Raw genomic sequence first — 18,328 nt, forward strand, 5'->3', positions numbered from 1 at the left:
GTGCTGAGTGGTTTGTTCCGCGTCCGTGTCGAGAAATCCAGTTTCTACTCGCCCTTGCCGTCCGCCGCGACCGGGCGCTCGGTGCCGACCGCCTCGTGGAGGTCGTACTCGTCGCCGGTCACGACGTAGAGGACGTCCTCGCCGACGGTCAGCAGCTCGGGCACCTCGCGGGCGACCACCCACGAGATGCCGACCAGCGCGACCACCGAGAGGCTCTGGGCGAGCACCCGGTCGGAGATGAAGTACGACACCATGTTGGGGTTGTCGTAGCCCACCAGCGCCATCGTCGGCTCGACGAACACCTGGAGCCACTGCTGGCTGAACGCGAGCGTGATGAACACGACTCGGACCAGGTTCAGCGCCCAGATGACCGGAACCGCGACGGCGAGCGCCCGGAGCTTCCGGCGGAGGGGCGCGCGGACCGCCGCGATGAGCCCGCCGAAGATGGCGATGCTGCCGAGGCCGGTGCAGGCCAGCAGCACGTTGACCGTGAAGTCGCCGTGATCCTCCGTGGCGAAGAAGTACGTGCCCCGGATGGTCCCCTCGCGCTGGATGACCCGGAACTCGTACCCCAGGGTCCGCATGACGACCTCGCCCTGCCACGCTACGGTCTCGATGAGCCACTCCTTCGCGGGCGGGATCATCGTGAACGGCATGTAGATGAGCCCCATGAACGCGACGGCCCGCGAGAGCAGGAACAGCGTTTCCCGGCCCCGCACGAGCAGGTAGGCCACGTACAGGCAGGCCGGCAGCGCGGCCAGGCTCAGCGCGCCCTCGACGAAGCTCTTCTGCTCGAAGGCGAAGTGCGGGAACAGCGCGGCCCAGAACACGCCGAAGAGGACCCACGCCCCCGCCGCGAGGTAGCGCGCCCGGCCGCGCCCGCGGTCGTCGTCGTACCAGTCGAGCGCGGTGGCCGCGGCGAACACGCCGATCGTGAACCACGCGAGTCCGTCGGTCAGCGGCGATGTCACTGTTAGCGGTGTGAACGCGGTCCCCGGATAAAGAGTTGACGGCTCCGGGGCGGTAAGGTAACGTCGGCCTACGGTTATGGAAATGCTCCGTTTCTGTGTTCCGGAGCTACCGCTACGGAGTTGAGTGTACGAAAAATGTGAACCGCGAAAGACCGGGGGAATCCCGGTGGTTAGTCAGCTATTCAGTTGCTGCGGCGGAGCGCCAGCAGCGCAGCCGCGACGAGCGCGACCAGCGAGACAGCAGCACCGAAGCCGGGGATGCTACCGGTGTTGTCGCCGGTGGTGGTCTCCACGGTGGTGGTCTCCTCGGTGGTCGTCTCAGTCGTGGTCTCCTCAGTCGTCGTGGTCGTGGTGGTGGTCTCCTCAGTCGTCGTGGTCGTCGTGGAGGTCTCGCCACCCTCGGTGGTGGTCGTGGTCTCCTGGACGTTCTCGACGATCATGCCGTCGACCTCGTGGCTGGCGTCAGTGCCCTCAGCGGTGACGGTGACCGAGTCACCGGCACTCAGCTGGCTGAGGTCGAACTGAGCCGTGAAGGTGCCGTTCTTCGAGACGTCGACCGTCTTGGTGAACAGCGTACCCGAGGTCTCGATCTCGACGTCGACCGACGTCCCGGGCGCGAGGTTGCTCGTACCCGCGACGGTCGCGTTCGCGCCAGCCTCAAGCTCGAGCACGTCGCTCGAGTTCAGGCCAGTGACCTCGATCGACTCCTCAGCAACGCTGAGCTGAGCCGAGGCGTTCTGGCTCTTCTTGTAGACGGCGTTGTGCTTCTGGACGTGGAAGTCCGCCTTGAAGTCCTCGCCACCGTTCAGGTTCGTGTTGCTGCCGGTCTTGTACGCGAAGTAGATCGTGTTGTTCGTCTCGTCGAAGTAGACCTGGTTCGCGTCAGACGCCGAGAGTTCGTCGGCGTTGGCGTTCGGACCCTCGTTGGTCTGGGTCAGGTTCAGGAATACGCCCGAGTTACCGGTGCGGGCGTCGCCGAAGTCGCTCTTCTCGTCGACGTAGCCGAAGACACCGGACGCCTTCGCCTCGACGACCAGGATGTCGCCGGCCGCGACGGTGTCATCCTGCGAGACACCGTTGACGAGCTCGCTGAGTTCGTCGCTGTCCGGCAGGTTGTTGGTGCTCTGGTGGACCCACGTGTCGACGGAGTCGACCGAGGGCTTGTTCAGGCTGAGGATCGTCTTGGTGTCACGCGAGTCGTCCGAGACACCCGCAACGACGTCGTAGTTACCCGACGCAATCGGCGTGCTCAGCGGCGCATCGTTCGTGACGATGTTCCAGTTACCGCTGGAGTCGTAGGCGTAGACACCCTGCGGACGGTTGGTGTTGTCGCCCTCAGTGGTGATCTCGTCGTCGTTGTTACCAGCCGCGTAGACCGCCTCGGTCAGGTTGCTGGTAACGACGTCGTCAGTCTTCGCGGTGTTGAACTTGACAACGACGTAGCCGTCGTCGTTGCCGTCGTGAGCGGTGAAGTTCAGCGCGTAGTTGCTGCTGGTGCTACCGATCTTGACGTAGGCCTCGTCAGTGTTCTCGACCGACACGTTGAGGGTCGCGATGTCGCCGCGCTCCTCGTAGACCGTGTCAGACGGGAGGTTGACCGTCGCGTCACCAGCGGCGGTGACGTTGATCGTGTTGGTAGTCGCATCGATGCCGGTGCTGGAGTGGACCGCGCGGACCACGTAGTCGCCAGCACCCTGGTCCTCGATGGCCGAGATGTTGCCGAGGTTGGCGGTGGCGTCACCGCTGGGGCCAGTCGTGACCGTCACGTTGGCCAGGTCGTCGGTGTTGCTGAAGTCGGCGCCCTCCTCGTAGAGTTCGACGGTGACAGATGCACCGCCGTCCTCGGAGGTGACGTCGACCGTGACGTCGTCCTCGGTGGTGATGTTGCCGTCAGTGGCCTCGACGCCCAGGTTCAGCGGCAGAACCGTGAAGGACTGACCGTCGTTGCTGGGGTCCTTGCTGTTGAACGTGACCACGTAGTCACCGTTGAGGTCGCTGGTGTCGTAGTTCCAGACGTCGCTGTAGAGCGTCTTGATGGTGCTGACGCGGTCGTAGCCGTTACTCGAGTCGGTGTTGTCCTCGTAGACACGGATGGTCGAGTCCGTGCTACCAGCGTCGAGGGTGAGCGTCTCACCAGCGTAGATGTCATCGGCGAGGTCGCCCTGGCCGTTGGTGATCTTCTGGCTGCTCTCCTCGTAGGTCAGGAACGACGCCTGGAGCGAGCCGCCGTTCTCGGCCGTGATCTGGTAGCTGATCCGGTCGTCGACCTCGGCACCGGTCGCGTCAATCTCGACCGTCACCGACGGGCTGTTGGTGGTGTCGTCGGGGTGGACGACGATCGTACTGTTACTGCTGTAGTACGACGCACCCGCACCCGACGTCGTGGAGACAGGGTTGCTGTCGCCGTCGTGACCAATCGAGATGTTAGCGTCCGTCACTTCGCTAACGTCGATCTTGATGTGCTCGTCGTTAGCGACGGTGTCGAGGCTGCTAAACTGTATTTGCTGAGTCGTTTCACCTGGGTTACTCCCACTCGCAACGTTGAGGGAGTAATTTGTGTTCACGTTGGCCGCCGCATCACTGTCGAACTCGGCGCTCGCAGTGAGCGGGACCGACGCGAACACGGACATCACAAGGAGCGCGGCGAGGAATACGCCACGCATCTTGTCTGTTGTCGTTGTCATGGTTTGGTTGGTTATTCGGTCGGCGACAGCACCTTTCCCGTGGCCCTCGGGGGAACCCGGCACAGCGCCGGAATCGGACCACCTGTACTCGCTACTGCCACCATGGGTAGGGGTACAGACGATAGGTTATGGCGGGATTATAAGTGCTTTGTGGTCTCCGATTCGTGTCGTTACTCCGTTTCACGCGGAATTATTGTCGCGTTTACCGAGCCTCTCAGGGCCTGAGCAGCGGAGAAAGCGAAATCTGTCGGCGGAACATCCTGTGTCGCGTTCACACGACCGCATTCGCCACCTCGAAGCGCCGATGCGGGCGGAAACGAACGATTTCAGTCGGTCACGACGACCGTATCGGCAGCCGTCCCGAACCGCCGATTGGCTTATAAAAGAAACGTGGTATTCTCGGCTCTCGTCTCACAACCGTATCGGAAATAAGGAAGTAACCGAGTCGGGCTACGTCACCGACTCCGCCGGAGCGCCAGCAGCGCGGCCGCGACGAGCGCGACCAGCGTGACACCGACGCCGAAGCCGGGGATGCCGCCACCGCCGCCTTCCTCGGTCGTTTCTACTATAGTCGTGGTCTCCTCCTCGGTCGTCGTGGTCGTCTCCTCAGTCGTCGTGGTCTCCTCCTCGGTGGTCGTTGTTGTGGTCGTAGTCGTGGTCGTCTCCTCCGCCTCGGCCGTCGTCTCGACCGCGGTCGTCGTCTGGTTGGCCTGGCCGGCCGCCGCGAACTGGCTCTCAACCAGCACCGCCTCGCTGCTCACGTTGTAGTTCGGGACCAGCACCTGCGCCTCGGTCCCGTTCTCCACGTCGGGCAGGTCGAAGTTCACCGACCAGGTCCCGTTCTGGGTGACGGTGGCCTCCTCTCTGCGGAGGAACGCGTCCGCGCCGGAGCTCTCGACGCGCACGTCGAACGTGCTTCCGGGCGCGAGCGTCGAGTTACCGGACACCGTCCCCTGGCCGAGCGCGATCTGGAGCGGCTGGTCGCCGGTCGCGTTCTGCAGGGTCACCTGCCGGTCGACGACGTCGAACGTCGCCGAGACCGACCGGTTCTCCGAGACGTACGGGTTCTGCTCGGTCATCGTGAACGTGACGTTGTACCGCGCCCCGCTCTCCAGGCCGTTGGTGTCCAACAGCATGAAGAAGTGGTTGTTCTGCGGGTCGGTCACGAGCTGGACGTCGTCGAGCGAGACCTCCTGGGGTTCGACGTTCGGACCGGCGTTGACCTGCGTGATGGACGCCTGCAGCCCGAGCGACCGGTCGCTCAGGTTGGCCGGCTCCTGGAGGTAGCCGTACAGGCCGGACCCGCTGACCTCGACGACGGCCCAGTCCTCGCGTGCGATGGTGTCGTCCTGACTCACTGCGCTCAGCAGTTCGGAGACGCTCCCCGGCTCGGCCGAGTCAGGTGCGGTCCACACCGTCATCGACTGCAGCGACGGCTCGTTCAGGACGAGATTGCCGATGTCGGACGGCGTCCCGTCGACGAGCGTCCGCACGCCGTACTCGCCCGCTTCGAGGGGTCGCTGCAGCGGTTCCGTGTTGAGGTTGTAGTCGATGATCTCGTCCGCGCCGGTCACGGTGAACCCGCCGGTCGGCGCGATGTTGCGACCGGCGACGTACGTGTTGAGCCGGACGGTGACCTGTCCGTCGTCGTTCACGTCCCGGACGCGGACGCTCGCCTCGTAGTTCACCTCCTGGGAACCGACCGTGAGGGTCGCGGTCTCCGTGCCGTTGAGCTCGACGGTGAACGTGGCCACGTCACCGCGCTGCTCGACGACCACGCTCTGGTTGAGGTTCGCGCTCTGCTGGCCCGGCTCGCGGACCTGGATGGTCGCACGCGCAGTCGTGGTCGTGTCGACCGGGCTCGCGATGATCTCGTACTCGCCCGGCCTCACCGTGCTGAAGTTGGCGTCGAGGGCGTCGCGCGGACCGGTCACGGGCCGGCTCACGACGACCTCCTGCTGGCCGTCGCCGTCGACGTCGGTCGTGTTAGCCGCGAATATCTCGGTGAGCTGCTCGTTCGTCAGTTCGTCCGACCGGAGGACGACCCGGTACTCGCCCCGGTTCGACCGGAGTTCGAGGTCCGTCAGCGAGCTGTCGCCCGTCGCGGTGGTCACCGTGTCGTCGGAGAAGCTGGCGTTCAGCGACTGGGTCGCGATCTCGAAGCTCGGGTCGTTCGCGGTCGGCGTCTCGGCCACCGAGCCGTTGACGAAGAACACCGGGTTCTGGTTCTCGTTCACCACCACGTACTGGCCGGCGAGCCCGGACGTCTGGAGCACCGCGACGCCAGACCCGTTGAGCAGGAACTCGGTGACCAGCGAGCCGACGTTACCGCCGCCGGACTCGTCCCACTCGCGGAGCTGCCAGGTCTCGCTGGCGTTCGACTGGCCGGCGTCGACCAGCAGCCGCTGGCCCTGCCAGAACGTCGCCCCCGAGTCGAGCGGTTCTACTGTCACGCCCTCCGCGGGCTGTGCCTGTACGTTCGTTGCGTTAGCCTGTGTCTGTCCGGCGTCGACCGCTGCCCCCGCGAGGGCAGTCGAGCCGACGGCCATCGACGACACTAACAGCACCGTCAGCCAAACGCTCCCTAATTCGTATACTCGTGTCATATGTAGTCTCTCCAGTAGTCGTTCGAGTGTCCGCCCTACTCGTGCCCTCGTCCCCCACCTAACGCGGCGCTTAACGGTAGTGCCTCTCGGCCTCAGAAACCAGCATGGCTAACAGCATATGCCTTGTGGGGCAACAGGGGGTTTCAGGCGTTCCAGGCGGGAAAAACGGCGGATTATCTCGGGATAGGCTCACCCTTATGCGAGAGGGCGCGGGCCCCGGTGACGCTCGCTGCACCCGATACGTCGGTGGTTGTGCCCGGTACGTTCTCGGTAGTTGTGCTCGATGCGTTCCCGGTGTTGTGCTCGATGCGTCACCGGTCGGGGTCGAGGAGTTCGATCTCGTGACCGTCCATGTCCCTCGTGAACGCGTACCGGTTGTCGCAGGACTCGGGGTCGCGGTAGTCCTCGGCGTCGCGTTCCATCAGCGTCTCCCAGTCGTCCTGGAGGTCGTCGGCGCGCACGGCGAGGTGGCCCCACGCGTCGCCCATCGTGTACTCGCGACCGTCGTAGTTGTAAGTGAGTTCGACCGCCATCGCCTCGTCGGCCGCGCCCTCGGGCTTCATGAAGTAGTTGGCGAAGGTGTCGGCCTCCCACCGGCCAGTGTGCTCGTACTCCAGCTTGCGGGTGTACCAGCCCAGCGCCTCGTCGGCGTCCTCGACGCGGATCATCGTGTGGTCGAGGCTCCAGCGCGCGCCGTGGTCGCGCTCGACGATCTCGACCTCGTGGCCGTCGGGGTCCTTCACGAAGGCGTACGACCCGCCGCAGGAGTCGGGGTCGCGGTAGTCCTCGACGCCCTCGTCCATCAGCTCCTCGTAGGCGTCGTAGACGTCGTCGACGCGCACGGCGATGTGACCCCACGCGTCGCCCATCTCGTAGGACCGGCCGTCGTGGTTGTAGGTGAGTTCGAGGACCGCGCCCTCCTCGTGGAGGTCCTCGGGGCCGAGGTAGACGTTGGTGAAGGTGTCGGCCTCCCATCGGCCCTTCTCCTCGTAGTCGAGGTGGGTGCCGTACCAGTCGAGCGCCTCGTCGAGGTCCTCTACGCGCATCATCACGTGGTCGAGCGTCGCGTTCATGCCGGTTCGAAGTTGGTGGGTCCGGCGCGAAAAGGCTACGGTTCGCGGAAGCGGGAGTGAATCTCACGTGAAGTTCCAGCTGCCGCGGACCGTCCGACGGTCTACCTCCACAACCCGTGCCGCAGGTCCGGCCAGTGGAACCACCACGCCGCGACCCACAGCAGCACCGACCCGACCGGCACCGCCACCAGCCCCGGCCGAGTCAGCCCCAGCGCGAACCAGAGGTCGCTCGCGCCCGCCAGCACCAGCAGTCCCCCGGTCACCCGCCGGTCCTCCAGGCGGGGCGCGGCCGTCCCGAGGAGCGCGTTGGCGATAGCGAGCAGGTACAGCGCGACGGCGATCGGCCACGCCAGCAGCCGGTTGGGCAGCCCACGCGTGTAGACGAACAGGTAGTCGGGCAGCGTCGTGACGTGGACCGGGTCGAGCGTCGCCAGCCCCCACGCGAACACGAGGTCACCGGAGCCCAGAACGGTCCAGGGGACGAGGAGGAAGGAGAGCAGCGCGAGGAGCCGGCGGACGTCTGCCGACCGGTCCGTCCGGGCCTCGGCCGACCGGGCGCCGGTCGACTCGGCGGTCACCGCTGGACGACCAGCCGGAGCACGTCCTCGTCGGCGAGCTCGTGGTCCGTGCCGACCTGCTGCTCGTCGTGCTTGGCGCTGGGGCCCGAGACGCGGGCGAACCGGAACCGGTCCTCGAGCTCGCCGCCGAGCTTCCGGGCGGCGTCGCCGACCGTCGACCCCCGCTCGAGCACCAGCGGCTCCTCGTAGTCGACGCCGCGGCCGGGCTTGTCCATGTAGATGCGCATCAGTCCCAGCTCCTCCCAGATGCTCTCCTTCAGCGAGTCGAGGCCCTTCTCCGCCTCGGCGGAGATGAAGATGGCCTCGTCGGGGTCGATGCCGTGGTCGCGGAGCTGCTCGTTGACGGTCTCGACGTAGTCGGGCTCGATGAGATCGACCTTGTTGACGGTGACGATGGAGGGGATGTACTCGCGGTTGTCCATCACCCCGTCGACCAGCCGGTCGATGTCGACCTGCTCGCGGATGGTGACGTCGGCGTTGACGTAGCCGTGCTCGCGGAGCACCTCCTTGACGACGTCCTCCGAGAGGTCGAGGTCGACGCTCGACGTGACGCGGATGCCGCCCTTGCCCTTCTTAGAGACCTTGACGCTCGGGGGCGCCTGGTCGAGCCGGATCTTGTTCTCGTAGAGCTCCTTGCGGAGCCGCTCGTACTGGTCGATCTCGAACACCGAGAGCACGAAGACGACGAGGTCGGCCGCCCGGACGACCGACAGCACCTCCTGGCCGCCGCCGCGGCCGTGGGCCGCGCCTTCGATGAGCCCCGGCACGTCCAGCAGCTGGATGTTCGCGCCGTTGTACTGCAGCATCCCGGGGTTGACGTCGAGGGTGGTGAACTCGTAGTCGCCGGTCTCGCTCTCCGCGGCGGTCAGGGCGTTCAGCAGGGTGGACTTGCCCACGCTGGGGAAGCCGACGAACGCGACGGTGGCGTCGCCGTGCTTCTCGACGTGGTAGCCCTCGCCGCCGCCGGCCGAGGACTGGTTCTCGAGTTTCTCCTTCTTCTCCGCGAGCTTGGCCTTCAGCCGCCCGATGTGCTCCTCCGTGGACTTGTTGTACGGAGTCTCGGCGATCTCCTCGCGGAGGTCCTCGATTTCTTCCTCCAGTCCCATTGGGAGTGAGTCGGCCGTGCGCGCCGAAAAAGGCTTTCTTTCTGCGGAGTCCCGCCGACCTCTCTTCGAGCGGATTCCCGCCGGGCTCCCTTCGTGCGGGGTCTCGCCGGCGATCGCGCCGATGACTCCGATACGTTAATATGTCGGTAGCGGAACCACCCGGACGACGACGATGCCGGACCCCGCCACGCTCCGCGACAGCACCCAGATAGTCATCGCCGCGGCGGTGCTGGAGGGGTTCCGGGACGACCTCGACGAGCGGTTCACGCTGACCTTCTTCGAGATGGACGTCGGCGACCGGGGAACCGAGGGAGCCGCCGGCGACGGAGCGACCTCGGGCGACGGAGCGACCCCGGGCGACGGGGCGACCCCCGAGTACGTCCGCATCATCGGCAGCCCGGTCGAGATCAAGGCCGCCAGCGAGTTCCTGAGCCGTCAGGGCGTGAGCGTCCGGTAGACGCCGCGACACGGTAGGGCCGTCGGCAGTGCGTCCCCGCCGGTCGCCGCGAGGCGGCCGTGGCTGCCGGTCCCGCGGGGCGTCCGAAAAGCAAGCCTTAAAACCGCTCCGAGGTGTTCGTTTAGGTATGGCTGAGACGATAGAAGTACTCGTCCCCGGCGGACAGGCCGACCCCGGTCCGCCGCTGGGTCCGGAGCTCGGACCGACTGCGGTCAACGTACAGGAGGTCGTCAACGAGATCAACGACCAGACCGAGGCCTTCGACGGCACCGAGGTCCCGGTGACCATCACCGTCGAGGACGACGGCGGCTTCGAGATCGAGGTGGGCGTCCCGCCGACGGCGGCGCTCATCAAGGACGAGGCCGGCTTCGAGACCGGGAGCGGCGAGCCCCAGGAGGACTTCGTCGCCGACCTCTCGATCGAACAGGTCAAGAAGATCGCCGAGCAGAAGAAGCCCGACCTGCTCGCCTACGACACGAAGAACGCCGCGAAGGAGATCGTCGGCACCTGCGCCTCGCTGGGGGTCACCATCGAGGGCGAGGACGCCCGCGAGTTCAAGGAGAAGGTCGACGCCGGCGAGTACGACGACGTGCTCGGCGCCGAGGAAGCGCCGGCGTAACGACAGCGCGCCGGACGAAGCGGCGTGGCGACCGTCCAGTTTCTCTCCTGCTTTCTGCGCCCTGTAGTCGCAAGGCCGTCTGCTTACCGAGTGCAACCGCGAGTAACTCCGGTCGGGTGCGTCGAAGAAAGGGAATCGTCGTCGCGGCGGGGCCAGGTCTCTCGCGGGCGGTTCGCGGACTCGCGGGAAGATCGGGGTTCCGGACTCGCGGGCGGTCAGCGGGGTCGTAGGCGGTCAGCGGGGTCGGGGGCGGACTGCGGTTCGCGGCGCGGGGGCCACCGGGCTCGGACCGCAGTTCACTGACTGACTTCGAGGCCCCGCCGGTTCGAGCCGCGGGCGGCGCGGAACAGGTCGGGTTCGCGCTCGCTGGTGCACCGCAGCAGCGGGTCGAGGTCGTCGCCGCGGTCGGCGAGCTCCGCGGTGCCGCGGTCGCGGTCGTACTCCACGACGCCCGCGTCGGCGAGCTTCGGCAGGTGGGCGTGGACCAGCGACACCTCGACGGACTCGGGGTCGGTCTCGCCGTCCTCGGCCGACTGCCACGCGGCGATGCGCTCGGCGAGCTCCTCGACGGAGGTCTGCCCGTTGCGCTTCAGCGTGTAGAGGACGCCGCGGCGACGCGCGTCGCGGAGGAGGTCGAAAGCCGCACTTACGTCGTCGATCGGCTCGGTTCCGGTGTGATCCGACATACAGGAGACTCCTGGTGCCGGGGGTACATTAACCGGGTCGTCGTTCCCGACGATTGCAAACGGTCCGTTTCGACCGTTCCGACCGTTTCAATGTGTGCTTACCATTTTTTAAACCTCGTTGGGGCGCGTCGCACCGGAATCCGAACCGCCGCCGACGCGCGGCGTTCCAACCCGCACCTCTTTAACCTATCAGGACCCGAACGTCGGATAATGCTCGCGGGAATCAACGTCGCGCTCGGGGTGACCGGCAGCATCGCGGCGGTGAAGGTAGTCGAGCTGGCCCACGAACTCCGGCGGCGCGGCGCGTCGGTCCGGGCGGTGATGTCGGAGAGCGCCCGCGGCATCGTCCACCCGTGGGCGGTCGAGTTCGCGACCGACGGGCCGGTCGTCACCGAGATCACGGGCGACGTCGAACACGTCGAGCTCTGCGGCCGGGACGGCTGGGCCGACGTGTTGCTGATCGCGCCCGCGACGGCCAACACGGTCGGCAAGATCGCGGCCGCGATCGACGACACGCCGGTCACGACCTGCGCGACCACCGCGCTCGGCGCGGGCGTCCCGGTGGTCGTCGCCCCCGCGATGCACGAGCCCATGTACGACCACCCCGGCGTGCTCGACGCCATCGACCGCGTCGAGTCGTGGGGCGTCGAGTTCGTCGACCCCCGCGTCGAGGAGGGCAAGGCCAAGATAGCCACCGAGGACGCCATCGCGCTCGACGTCGCCCGGGCCACGGCGCCCGACCGCTTCGAGGGCGCGAACGTCGTCGTCACCAGCGGCGCGACCAGCGAACCCGTCGACCCGGTGCGCGTGCTGACCAACCGGTCGTCGGGCAAGACGGGCCGGGCGGTCGCGCGCGCCTGCTACGCGCTGGGCGCGGACGTGACCCTGGTCCACGACGGCGAGGACGTGCCCTACGCCGAGGTCGCCGAAGTCGAAACGGCGGCCGAGATGACCGAGGCGGTGCTCGACCGGGTGGAGGGCGGGGCAGCCGACGCGGTCGTCTCGGCCGCGGCCGTCTCGGACTACACCGTCGAGGCCGACGACGAGAAGATCCGGTCGGGCCAAGACCTCACCCTCGACCTGACGCCGACCCCGAAGCTCATCGACGAGGTCCGCGAGGCCGGCGACCTCCCCGTCGTGGGCTTCAAGGCCGAGACGTCGGGCGACGACGAGGCGATGGTCGCGGCGGCCCGCGAGACGCTCCGGCGGGCCGACCTCTCGTTCGTGGTCGCCAACGACGCCGGGGTGATGGGCGAGGACCTAACCCGGACCCTGTTCGTGCGCGAGAACAGCGTCCGGGAGTACGAGGGGACGAAAGAGGAGCTGGGGTGGCGGGTTGCCGAGCAGCTGGCCGACGAACTGTAGTCAGTCCGATCCGGGCTCCTCGGCCTCTTCGGGCCACTCGGCGTCCTGCCCGGAGAACGGCACGCCCATCTTGTGGGCCGACCGGGAGATGAGGTGCGAGCCGGTCGGCGCGGTCAGGAACAGGAAGACGATGCCGACCAGCGAGGTCAGGCCCGCGCCCTGCGGGCCGTAGTAGGCGAACCCCGCCAGGAACATCGAAGAGGCCCCAAGCGTGGTCGCCTTGCTGCTGGCGTGCATCCGGTTGTACACGTCGGGGAACCGCAGCAGGCCGACCGTGCCGACCAGCAGGAAGAAGCTCCCGACGGCCACGAGCGCCGCGACGACGAACTGCTGTATCGCGTTCATGGTTACTCGATGATGTCTCCCTCGATGACGTACTGGCTGACCGCGATGGTGCTGATGAACCCGATGATGGCGAGGACGAGGCCCACCGTGACGAACAGGCCCTCGCCGGTGAGCAGCGCGTACAGCGCCGCGATTGCGACGACGTTGGTCGCGATGGTGTCGAGCGCGACCACCCGGTCGGGGACCGTCGGCCCCCGGATGACCCGGTAGCCCGCCAGCAGGGTGAGCGCCGCGGCGAGCACGAGCGCCCCGTTCAGGACCGTCCCGAGCAGGTCACTCGCCATCGTCGTCACCTCCCTCGGCGGCGTCGGTCGTCCGGTCGCCGCCGTCGGCTGGCCCGGGCGCGCCGCCGTCGGCTCGCCCCTCCCGGGTCGCGACCGGGACCTCCGGGACGGGGTCGCCGGGCTTGCGCTCCTCGTCGAAGATGACCAGCGCGTAGTCCTCCCACGCCCGGATGGGCTCGACCACGGCCTCGCGGTTCCGGCCGGTGATGCCGTGGACGTACAGCGTGTTGGTCTCCTCGTCGTGGTCCATGGTGAGCGTTCCGGGGGTCAGCGTGATGGAGTTGGCGATGGTGGTGACGGCCGCGTCGGACTCGACCCGGAGCGGGACGACCACCACGTCGGGTTCGATCGGCATGCTCGGCGCGAGCACCCGGTAGGCCACGTCGACGTTCGCGGTCAGCAGTTCCTTGAGGAACAGCCCGACGTAGATCCCCGCGTAGGGCAGCGCCCGGAGGTTGCGGGTCAGGTCGGCCCGCTCGGTGTAGAACCGCCGGAACGCGAACGCGACCGGCAGGCCGAACGCGAGCCCGATGAGGAACTCGCCCAGGACATAGGCGGGGTCGAGCGCGACCCCGCGGACGAACAGCCAGAGCACCGCGAGCAGGACGCCGACCACGGGCCACTTACGGGGCTTCATCAGTGACCACCTCCCCCGCCGGTGGCGGCGTCCTCGGCGCCCGAGAGGACCGCGTCGATGTACGCCTGGCGGTCGAGCGCGGCGTGGGCGCCCGCCTCGGCCGCCCGCATCACCACGTCGAAGCCGACGCCCAGCACCGCGATGGCCAGCGCCAGCGCGACCACGACCGCGACCAGCGGGAACCGGGTGTCGCCGTGTTCGACCAGCAGCGACGGCTCGCCCCAGAAGCCGCGGTTCCACGCCCGCGAGAAGTACGCGATGGTGAGGATCGCGCCGAACAGCGCGACCGCGAGCGCGGCGGTCGAGCCGGTCCGGCCGGCCGCGTCGAACACGAGCAGCTTGCCGAAGAAGCCCGACAGCGGCGGGATGCCGATGAGCGCGAGCGCGCCGACGAAGAAGCCGGCCGAGAGCCACGGCGCGGTCTCCGAGAGCCCGCCGAGGTCGGGGAACTGCTCGGTCCCGACCGCGTCGTACACCGCGCCGCTGGCCATGAACAGCAGGCTCTTGGCGAAGCCGTGGTTCAGCGCGTAGACCAGGGCGGCCGCGACGCCGAGCACCCGGATCTCCTCGGTGGTCGCGGTCGCGGCGATGCCCAGCGGCAGGACGATGAACCCGACCTGGCCGATCGAGGAGTACGCGAGCAGGCCGTCGATGTCGTCGCGGCCGACCGCGCCCACGCCGCCCACCACGATGCTGGCGGCGGCCATCGCGAACAGGACCGGGCCGTAGAACGCGAGCAGCGCGCTCCCCTCCTCGGGGACCGACAGGCCCGGCAGCGAGAGCCCGGAGATCGCGGCGCCGGCGAACACGGTGAAGTACACCCGGATGATGGCGTAGACGCCGACCTTCTTGACGACGCCGGCCAGCATCGCCGACACCGGCGCGGGCGCCGCGCGGTACGCCGCGGGCACCCAGAACTGGAACGGCGCGAGCCCGGCCTTCAGCGCGAACACCGCGAACAGCAGGGCCGACAGGCCGAGCACGGGGGCGACCGCGAAGTCGCCGTACGCCGCGGGGTTCGCCACCCGCCGGGAGAGGTCGGCCATGTTGAGCGTCCCGGTGGTCGAGTAGATGCCGCCGATGGCCAGCAGCATCACCGCGCTCCCCACGAGGTTCAGCACCACGTACTGGAGCGCGGCCCGGGTGTGCTCGGGGCCGCTGTAGAACACCACGAGCACGTAGCTCGACATCAGCATCACCTCGAACCAGACGAACAGGTTGAAGATGTCGCCGGTGAGGAACGAGCCGGTGACTCCGACCAGCATGAAGTGGAACAGCGGGTGGTACGAGACCCGCTGGCCGAAGCTGTCGACGTACGACGCCGAGAACACCAGCGCGGCGAGCGCGACGACCGCCGAGAACGCCAGCATGAACGCCGACAGCGGGTCGGCGACCAGCGTGATGCCGAACGGCGCCCGCCAGCCCGACAGCTGGTAGCTGACGACGTTGCCGGCGCCCAGCGGGTCGACCGCCGAGACCAGCCACGCGACCGCCCCGACGTAGCCGAGCCCGCCGAGCAGGCTGAGGGTGACCTGCGCCCGGCCGAGCCGCCGGGTCAGCAGGGTCAGGATGGCGGTCACGAGCGCGACGAGCAGCGGCGCGATGACGAACTGCTGTGTCATGCGTTCTCACCCAGTTCGAGCAGGTCGATGGTGCCGTGCTCCTCGTACACCCGGTAGGTCAGCACGAGCGCGAACGCGGTCGTGCCGAAGCCGATGACGATGGCGGTCAGCACGAGCGCCTGGACCAGCGGGTCGGTGGCCGCGTGGCCGCCGCCGTGGCCCCCGTGGCCGAGGATGGGGACGCCGCCGGCGAACCCGCCCATCGTCACCAGGTAGACGTTGGCCGACTGGCTGATGATGGTGACGCCCCAGACCACGCGGACGACGTCCCGGCGCAGCACGAGGAACGTCCCCAGCGCGAACAGGGTGCCGAGGACCAGCGCGAGCACGAACTGCGGTTCGGTCGCGGTCATTCGGTTCCCACCACCGCGAGGATCGTGAGCAGCGCGCCGACCACGACGAAGTAGACGCCGAGGTCGAAGGCGAGCGCGCTGGCGACGTGGAGCTTCCCGTAGATCGGCAGGGGAGGGAGGTACCCGTGCGTCTGGTAGAGGAAGTTGTGCCCGAACAGCAGCGGCACGAGGCCGGCGACCGCGGCCACCGCCAGGCCGACCGCGAACGTGACCTGGTAGTTGGCCACGATGCCGTGCTGGAACGACTCCAGCAGGGGCTCGCGGAACTGGTGGAGCAGCTCCTCCTGGAGGTAGTCCAGCCCGTAGATGATGTAGATCACCGCGAACGCCGTCACCGTGAGCACCCCGCCGATGAAGCCGCCGCCGGGGAGGTTGTGGCCCTGCAGCAGCAGGGCGACGGCGGTCACGAGGATGAGCGGTACCACTGTCCGCGTGACTGTCCGCGCGATTACCGTGCTCATTGGATCTCACCTCGCTCTCGCATCGCGATCAGCGTCAGCACAGAGAGGGCCGCCATCGCGACGACCGAGATCTCGCCCATCGTGTCGAACGCCCGGAAGTCGACCAGGATGACGTTGACGACGTTGCCGCCGCCGCCCTCGGGGACCGACAGCTCCAGGAACTCGCCGGCGATGCTCTCGGCGGGCGCGGCCGCGGTCGAGACCAGCACGGTCACGAACACGGTCGCGCCGACCACGACCGAGAGCACGCCGTCGCGCACCATCTTGCCGCGCCCCGCGTTGCCGTAGAACGCCGGCAGCTTGTCGAGGACGAGCAGGAAGATGACCAGCGTGAGCGTCTCGACGACCAGCTGGGTCAGCGCCAGGTCGGGCGCGTCCGCGAGGACGTAGAACACCGCGACCATGAACCCCAGGATGGAGAGGGTCAGCACGCCCGAGATGTGCGAGGGCGCGATGGACACCGCGAGCGCGCCGACGATGGCGACGCCCAGCACGAGCGCCATGGGCAGCGTCATCCCGGCCGAGATGTCGACGCTCGGGAGCGCGACCCCCGACGCGGCGTACCCCGCCAGCGCGAGGGCGGCGACCGCGGCCATCGCCCAGGTGGCGTACGTCCGGAGCAGCCCGTTCTGGACCCGGGCGGCCGCGACGTCGCTCCAGTCGTTGGCGCCGAACACCGCCGAGTCGTAGTACCAGTTCGCCCGCAGGGCGTCGACGTCGGTCAGCCGGTTCACGCCGCGGTGGAGCCGGTCGTAGAACGGGTAGGCCGCCGCGCCGACGACGATGGTGACCGCGCTCATCGCGGCCGCCGGGGTGAGGTGGGTCGGCACGTAGTAGTGGAACGCGTGGCCCTCGGCCTCCGGCGGGAGGGTGCTGGCCCACACCTCGCCGACGAAGTGGTCGAACGGCGCGAAGTGAATACCGAACGTCCCGAGGACGCCGCCGAGGCTGATGGCGCCCGCGATGACGCCGAGCACCAGCGGCGGCGCGAGCATCACCCAGGGCGGCGAGTGGACGCTGTGGAGACCGGTCGGCTTCTCGCCGAAGAACAGCATCAGGAACTTGATGGAGTAGAGGAAGGTGAACACGCTGCCGAAGACGGCGACCGCGGGGTAGAGCCAGGCGAGGCCGCCCGCGTGGGCCGCGGCCTCCCACGCGGCCTCGAACAGGAGCTCCTTGGAGTAGAAGCCGTTGAACGGCGGGACGCCGGCCATCCCGAGCGCCGCGACCGCGGTGATTGCCGCCGTTATCGGGAGGTCGTCCTTCAGCCCGCCGAGGTTGGCGATCTTTCGGGTGCCGGCCTCGTGGGCGATGATGCCGGCCACCAGGAACAGCGCGGCCTTGAACGCCGCGTGGTTGACGATGTGGAACGCGCCGGTCTCGCCGCCGAGGTCGGAGAGGAAGCCGAACCCGGCCACGATGAGCCCGAGGTGGCTCGCGGTCGAGTACGCCAGCAGCTCCTTGATGTCGGTCGCGCCGACCGCCAGAATGGCGGCGACCGTCATCGTGGTCAGGCCGAGCACCGCGAACAGCAGCTGCCACTCCTCGCTGACGAAGATCGGGCGGAGCCGACCCAGGAGGTAGACGCCGGCCTTCACCATCGTCGCGGAGTGGAGGAACGCCGAGACCGGCGTGGGCGCCTCCATCGCGTTGGGCAGCCAGATGTGCAGCGGGACCTGCGCGGACTTGGCGGCCGCGCCGACCGCGATCAGGCCGAGGACCGGCAGGAACAGGCCGGCGGCCCGGAGCTCCTCCTGGACCAGGTCGGCGTGCTCCAGCATCCAGACGATGCTGAACGCGTTGTCCGCGGCGGTCACGTCGAGCAGGACGTCGTGGAGCAGCAGGAAGCCCACGAGCATGAACAGGCCGCCCGAGACCGTGATGAGCATCGACTTCCGGGCCGCGTACTGCGAGCTCTCCTGTCGCTGGTAGTGACCGATGAGGACGAACGACGAGAGGCTCGTCAGCTCCCAGAAGACGAACAGTGCGACGAGGTCGGCGGCGAACGCCACGCCGAGCATCGACCCCATGAACGCGAGCAGCGCGGCGTAGTACTTGGGCTGGGCCGGTTCCCCGTGCATGTAGCCGCCGGAGTAGGTGAGGATGAGGACGCCCACCCCGCTGGCCAGGAAGCCGATGAGGAGCGAGAGTCCGTCGACGTAGAAGCTCACCGAGACCCCGAGCGAGGGAATCCACGGGACCGTGACCGCGCCGTGCGCGCCGTACTGGCTGGCCACCAGTCCGAAGCAGGCCAGCGCGACCGCGGCCGCGTAGTATGCGGTGCGCTCGCCGAGTGCGCGGTAGACGAGCGGCACCAGCGCGGCCGCGACGAACGGCAGGAACACGACGGCGAGTACCGCCGACGCTGCCGGGTCCGGTGTCGGTTGCACGTCCGAGACTCGCTCCGGGCCAGACTTAACAGTTCTCAAATCCGGTGTCGATTCGCGGGGACGCATCCGGACGGACCGCCCGACGGCCGGG

17 protein-coding genes are annotated in these 18,328 nt (G+C 68.0%); 3 read left to right on the forward strand and 14 right to left on the reverse strand.

What is annotated here, in order from left to right; genetic code table 11:
• Positions 1 to 44: 44 nt before the first annotated feature.
• The 6 genes from artA to ACQUQF_RS13340 all read right to left on the reverse strand — a co-directional run bounded on the left by artA (position 45) and on the right by ACQUQF_RS13340 (position 9,018).
• Complete coding sequence (gene artA / locus ACQUQF_RS13315) at positions 45 to 971, reverse strand: archaeosortase A (RefSeq protein ID WP_435179586.1); 927 nt, start codon at positions 969 to 971, stop codon at positions 45 to 47.
• Positions 972 to 1,153: 182 nt separating this feature from the next.
• A complete protein-coding gene (locus tag ACQUQF_RS13320; protein WP_435179587.1) occupies positions 1,154 to 3,409 on the reverse strand; it encodes a BGTF surface domain-containing protein in 2,256 nt (751 codons plus the stop codon).
• A 701-nt stretch (positions 3,410 to 4,110) separates the two neighbouring features.
• The gene (locus tag ACQUQF_RS13325) at positions 4,111 to 6,108 is read right to left on the reverse strand and encodes a BGTF surface domain-containing protein (RefSeq protein WP_435179588.1); all 1,998 of its coding nucleotides are present in this window, start codon (positions 6,106 to 6,108) and stop codon (positions 4,111 to 4,113) included.
• 464 nt (positions 6,109 to 6,572) lie between these two features.
• Entirely contained in the window at positions 6,573 to 7,334 is a 762-nt protein-coding gene (locus tag ACQUQF_RS13330) for a VOC family protein (RefSeq protein ID WP_435179589.1), read from the reverse strand.
• A gap of 101 nt (positions 7,335 to 7,435) precedes the next feature.
• The gene (locus ACQUQF_RS13335; protein ID WP_435179590.1) at positions 7,436 to 7,912 is read right to left on the reverse strand and encodes a TIGR04206 family protein; all 477 of its coding nucleotides are present in this window, start codon (positions 7,910 to 7,912) and stop codon (positions 7,436 to 7,438) included.
• Complete coding sequence (locus ACQUQF_RS13340) at positions 7,909 to 9,018, reverse strand: OBG GTPase family GTP-binding protein (RefSeq protein WP_435179591.1); 1,110 nt, start codon at positions 9,016 to 9,018, stop codon at positions 7,909 to 7,911. The genes ACQUQF_RS13335 and ACQUQF_RS13340 overlap by 4 nt, the downstream gene beginning before the upstream one ends.
• A 172-nt stretch (positions 9,019 to 9,190) precedes the next feature.
• On the opposite strand from ACQUQF_RS13340, the gene ACQUQF_RS13345 reads away from it, so the two are divergent.
• A complete protein-coding gene (locus ACQUQF_RS13345) occupies positions 9,191 to 9,475 on the forward strand; it encodes a VNG_1110C family protein (RefSeq protein WP_435179592.1) in 285 nt (94 codons plus the stop codon).
• A 127-nt stretch (positions 9,476 to 9,602) separates the two neighbouring features.
• Positions 9,603 to 10,094, forward strand: coding sequence for a 50S ribosomal protein L11 (locus ACQUQF_RS13350; protein WP_435179593.1), 492 nt, complete (start codon positions 9,603 to 9,605; stop codon positions 10,092 to 10,094).
• Positions 10,095 to 10,390: 296 nt separating this feature from the next.
• Here the strand turns inward: ACQUQF_RS13350 and ACQUQF_RS13355 are convergent, their stop codons facing one another.
• On the reverse strand, positions 10,391 to 10,780 hold the full coding sequence (locus ACQUQF_RS13355) for a DUF7344 domain-containing protein (RefSeq protein WP_435179594.1): 390 nt from the start codon (positions 10,778 to 10,780) through the stop codon (positions 10,391 to 10,393).
• Between the two features lie 210 nt (positions 10,781 to 10,990).
• Here ACQUQF_RS13355 and coaBC point away from each other — a divergent pair, with 210 nt between their 5' ends.
• A complete protein-coding gene (gene coaBC, locus ACQUQF_RS13360; RefSeq protein WP_435179595.1) occupies positions 10,991 to 12,145 on the forward strand; it encodes a bifunctional phosphopantothenoylcysteine decarboxylase/phosphopantothenate--cysteine ligase CoaBC in 1,155 nt (384 codons plus the stop codon).
• Here the strand turns inward: coaBC and mnhG are convergent, their stop codons facing one another.
• Genes mnhG through mbhE form a run of 7 tightly spaced genes read right to left on the reverse strand, consistent with a single transcriptional unit; the run spans position 12,146 to position 18,237 of the window.
• Positions 12,146 to 12,490: a monovalent cation/H(+) antiporter subunit G gene (gene mnhG / locus ACQUQF_RS13365; RefSeq protein ID WP_435179596.1), complete on the reverse strand. Its 345-nt coding sequence runs from the start codon at positions 12,488 to 12,490 to the stop codon at positions 12,146 to 12,148.
• Between the two features lie 2 nt (positions 12,491 to 12,492).
• Positions 12,493 to 12,774 (reverse strand): monovalent cation/H+ antiporter complex subunit F, encoded by a 282-nt coding sequence (locus ACQUQF_RS13370; protein WP_435179597.1) that lies wholly within the window; start codon positions 12,772 to 12,774, stop codon positions 12,493 to 12,495.
• On the reverse strand, positions 12,764 to 13,411 hold the full coding sequence (locus tag ACQUQF_RS13375; RefSeq protein WP_435179598.1) for a Na+/H+ antiporter subunit E: 648 nt from the start codon (positions 13,409 to 13,411) through the stop codon (positions 12,764 to 12,766). Before ACQUQF_RS13375 ends, ACQUQF_RS13370 begins: the two co-directional genes overlap by 11 nt.
• Positions 13,411 to 15,033: a complex I subunit 5 family protein gene (locus tag ACQUQF_RS13380; protein WP_435179599.1), complete on the reverse strand. Its 1,623-nt coding sequence runs from the start codon at positions 15,031 to 15,033 to the stop codon at positions 13,411 to 13,413. Before ACQUQF_RS13380 ends, ACQUQF_RS13375 begins: the two co-directional genes overlap by 1 nt.
• A complete protein-coding gene (locus ACQUQF_RS13385) occupies positions 15,030 to 15,386 on the reverse strand; it encodes a sodium:proton antiporter (RefSeq protein ID WP_435179600.1) in 357 nt (118 codons plus the stop codon). The genes ACQUQF_RS13380 and ACQUQF_RS13385 overlap by 4 nt, the downstream gene beginning before the upstream one ends.
• Positions 15,383 to 15,847 (reverse strand): MnhB domain-containing protein, encoded by a 465-nt coding sequence (locus ACQUQF_RS13390; protein WP_435179601.1) that lies wholly within the window; start codon positions 15,845 to 15,847, stop codon positions 15,383 to 15,385. The genes ACQUQF_RS13385 and ACQUQF_RS13390 overlap by 4 nt, the downstream gene beginning before the upstream one ends.
• Entirely contained in the window at positions 15,844 to 18,237 is a 2,394-nt protein-coding gene (gene mbhE / locus ACQUQF_RS13395) for a hydrogen gas-evolving membrane-bound hydrogenase subunit E (RefSeq protein ID WP_435179602.1), read from the reverse strand. The genes ACQUQF_RS13390 and mbhE overlap by 4 nt, the downstream gene beginning before the upstream one ends.
• Positions 18,238 to 18,328 lie beyond the last annotated feature (91 nt).

Origin of the sequence: Halorussus sp. AFM4 (assembly GCF_051194995.1) — an archaeon.
In the GTDB taxonomy this organism is placed as follows: domain Archaea; phylum Halobacteriota; class Halobacteria; order Halobacteriales; family Haladaptataceae; genus Halorussus.

Bases quoted from the DNA above. Each gene is read 5' to 3' on its own strand.
- ACQUQF_RS13330 (WP_435179589.1), bottom strand. From the start codon at position 7,334: ATGAACGCGACGCTCGACCACGTGATGATGCGCGTAGAGGACCTCGAC.
- ACQUQF_RS13340 (WP_435179591.1), bottom strand. From the start codon at position 9,018: ATGGGACTGGAGGAAGAAATCGAGGACCTCCGCGAGGAGATCGCCGAG.
- ACQUQF_RS13345 (WP_435179592.1), top strand. From the start codon at position 9,191: ATGCCGGACCCCGCCACGCTCCGCGACAGCACCCAGATAGTCATCGCC.
- ACQUQF_RS13350 (WP_435179593.1), top strand. From the start codon at position 9,603: ATGGCTGAGACGATAGAAGTACTCGTCCCCGGCGGACAGGCCGACCCC.
- ACQUQF_RS13355 (WP_435179594.1), bottom strand. From the start codon at position 10,780: ATGTCGGATCACACCGGAACCGAGCCGATCGACGACGTAAGTGCGGCT.
- coaBC (WP_435179595.1), top strand. From the start codon at position 10,991: ATGCTCGCGGGAATCAACGTCGCGCTCGGGGTGACCGGCAGCATCGCG.
- mnhG (WP_435179596.1), bottom strand. From the start codon at position 12,490: ATGAACGCGATACAGCAGTTCGTCGTCGCGGCGCTCGTGGCCGTCGGG.
- ACQUQF_RS13370 (WP_435179597.1), bottom strand. From the start codon at position 12,774: ATGGCGAGTGACCTGCTCGGGACGGTCCTGAACGGGGCGCTCGTGCTC.
- ACQUQF_RS13375 (WP_435179598.1), bottom strand. From the start codon at position 13,411: ATGAAGCCCCGTAAGTGGCCCGTGGTCGGCGTCCTGCTCGCGGTGCTC.
- ACQUQF_RS13380 (WP_435179599.1), bottom strand. From the start codon at position 15,033: ATGACACAGCAGTTCGTCATCGCGCCGCTGCTCGTCGCGCTCGTGACC.
- ACQUQF_RS13385 (WP_435179600.1), bottom strand. From the start codon at position 15,386: ATGACCGCGACCGAACCGCAGTTCGTGCTCGCGCTGGTCCTCGGCACC.
- ACQUQF_RS13390 (WP_435179601.1), bottom strand. From the start codon at position 15,847: ATGAGCACGGTAATCGCGCGGACAGTCACGCGGACAGTGGTACCGCTC.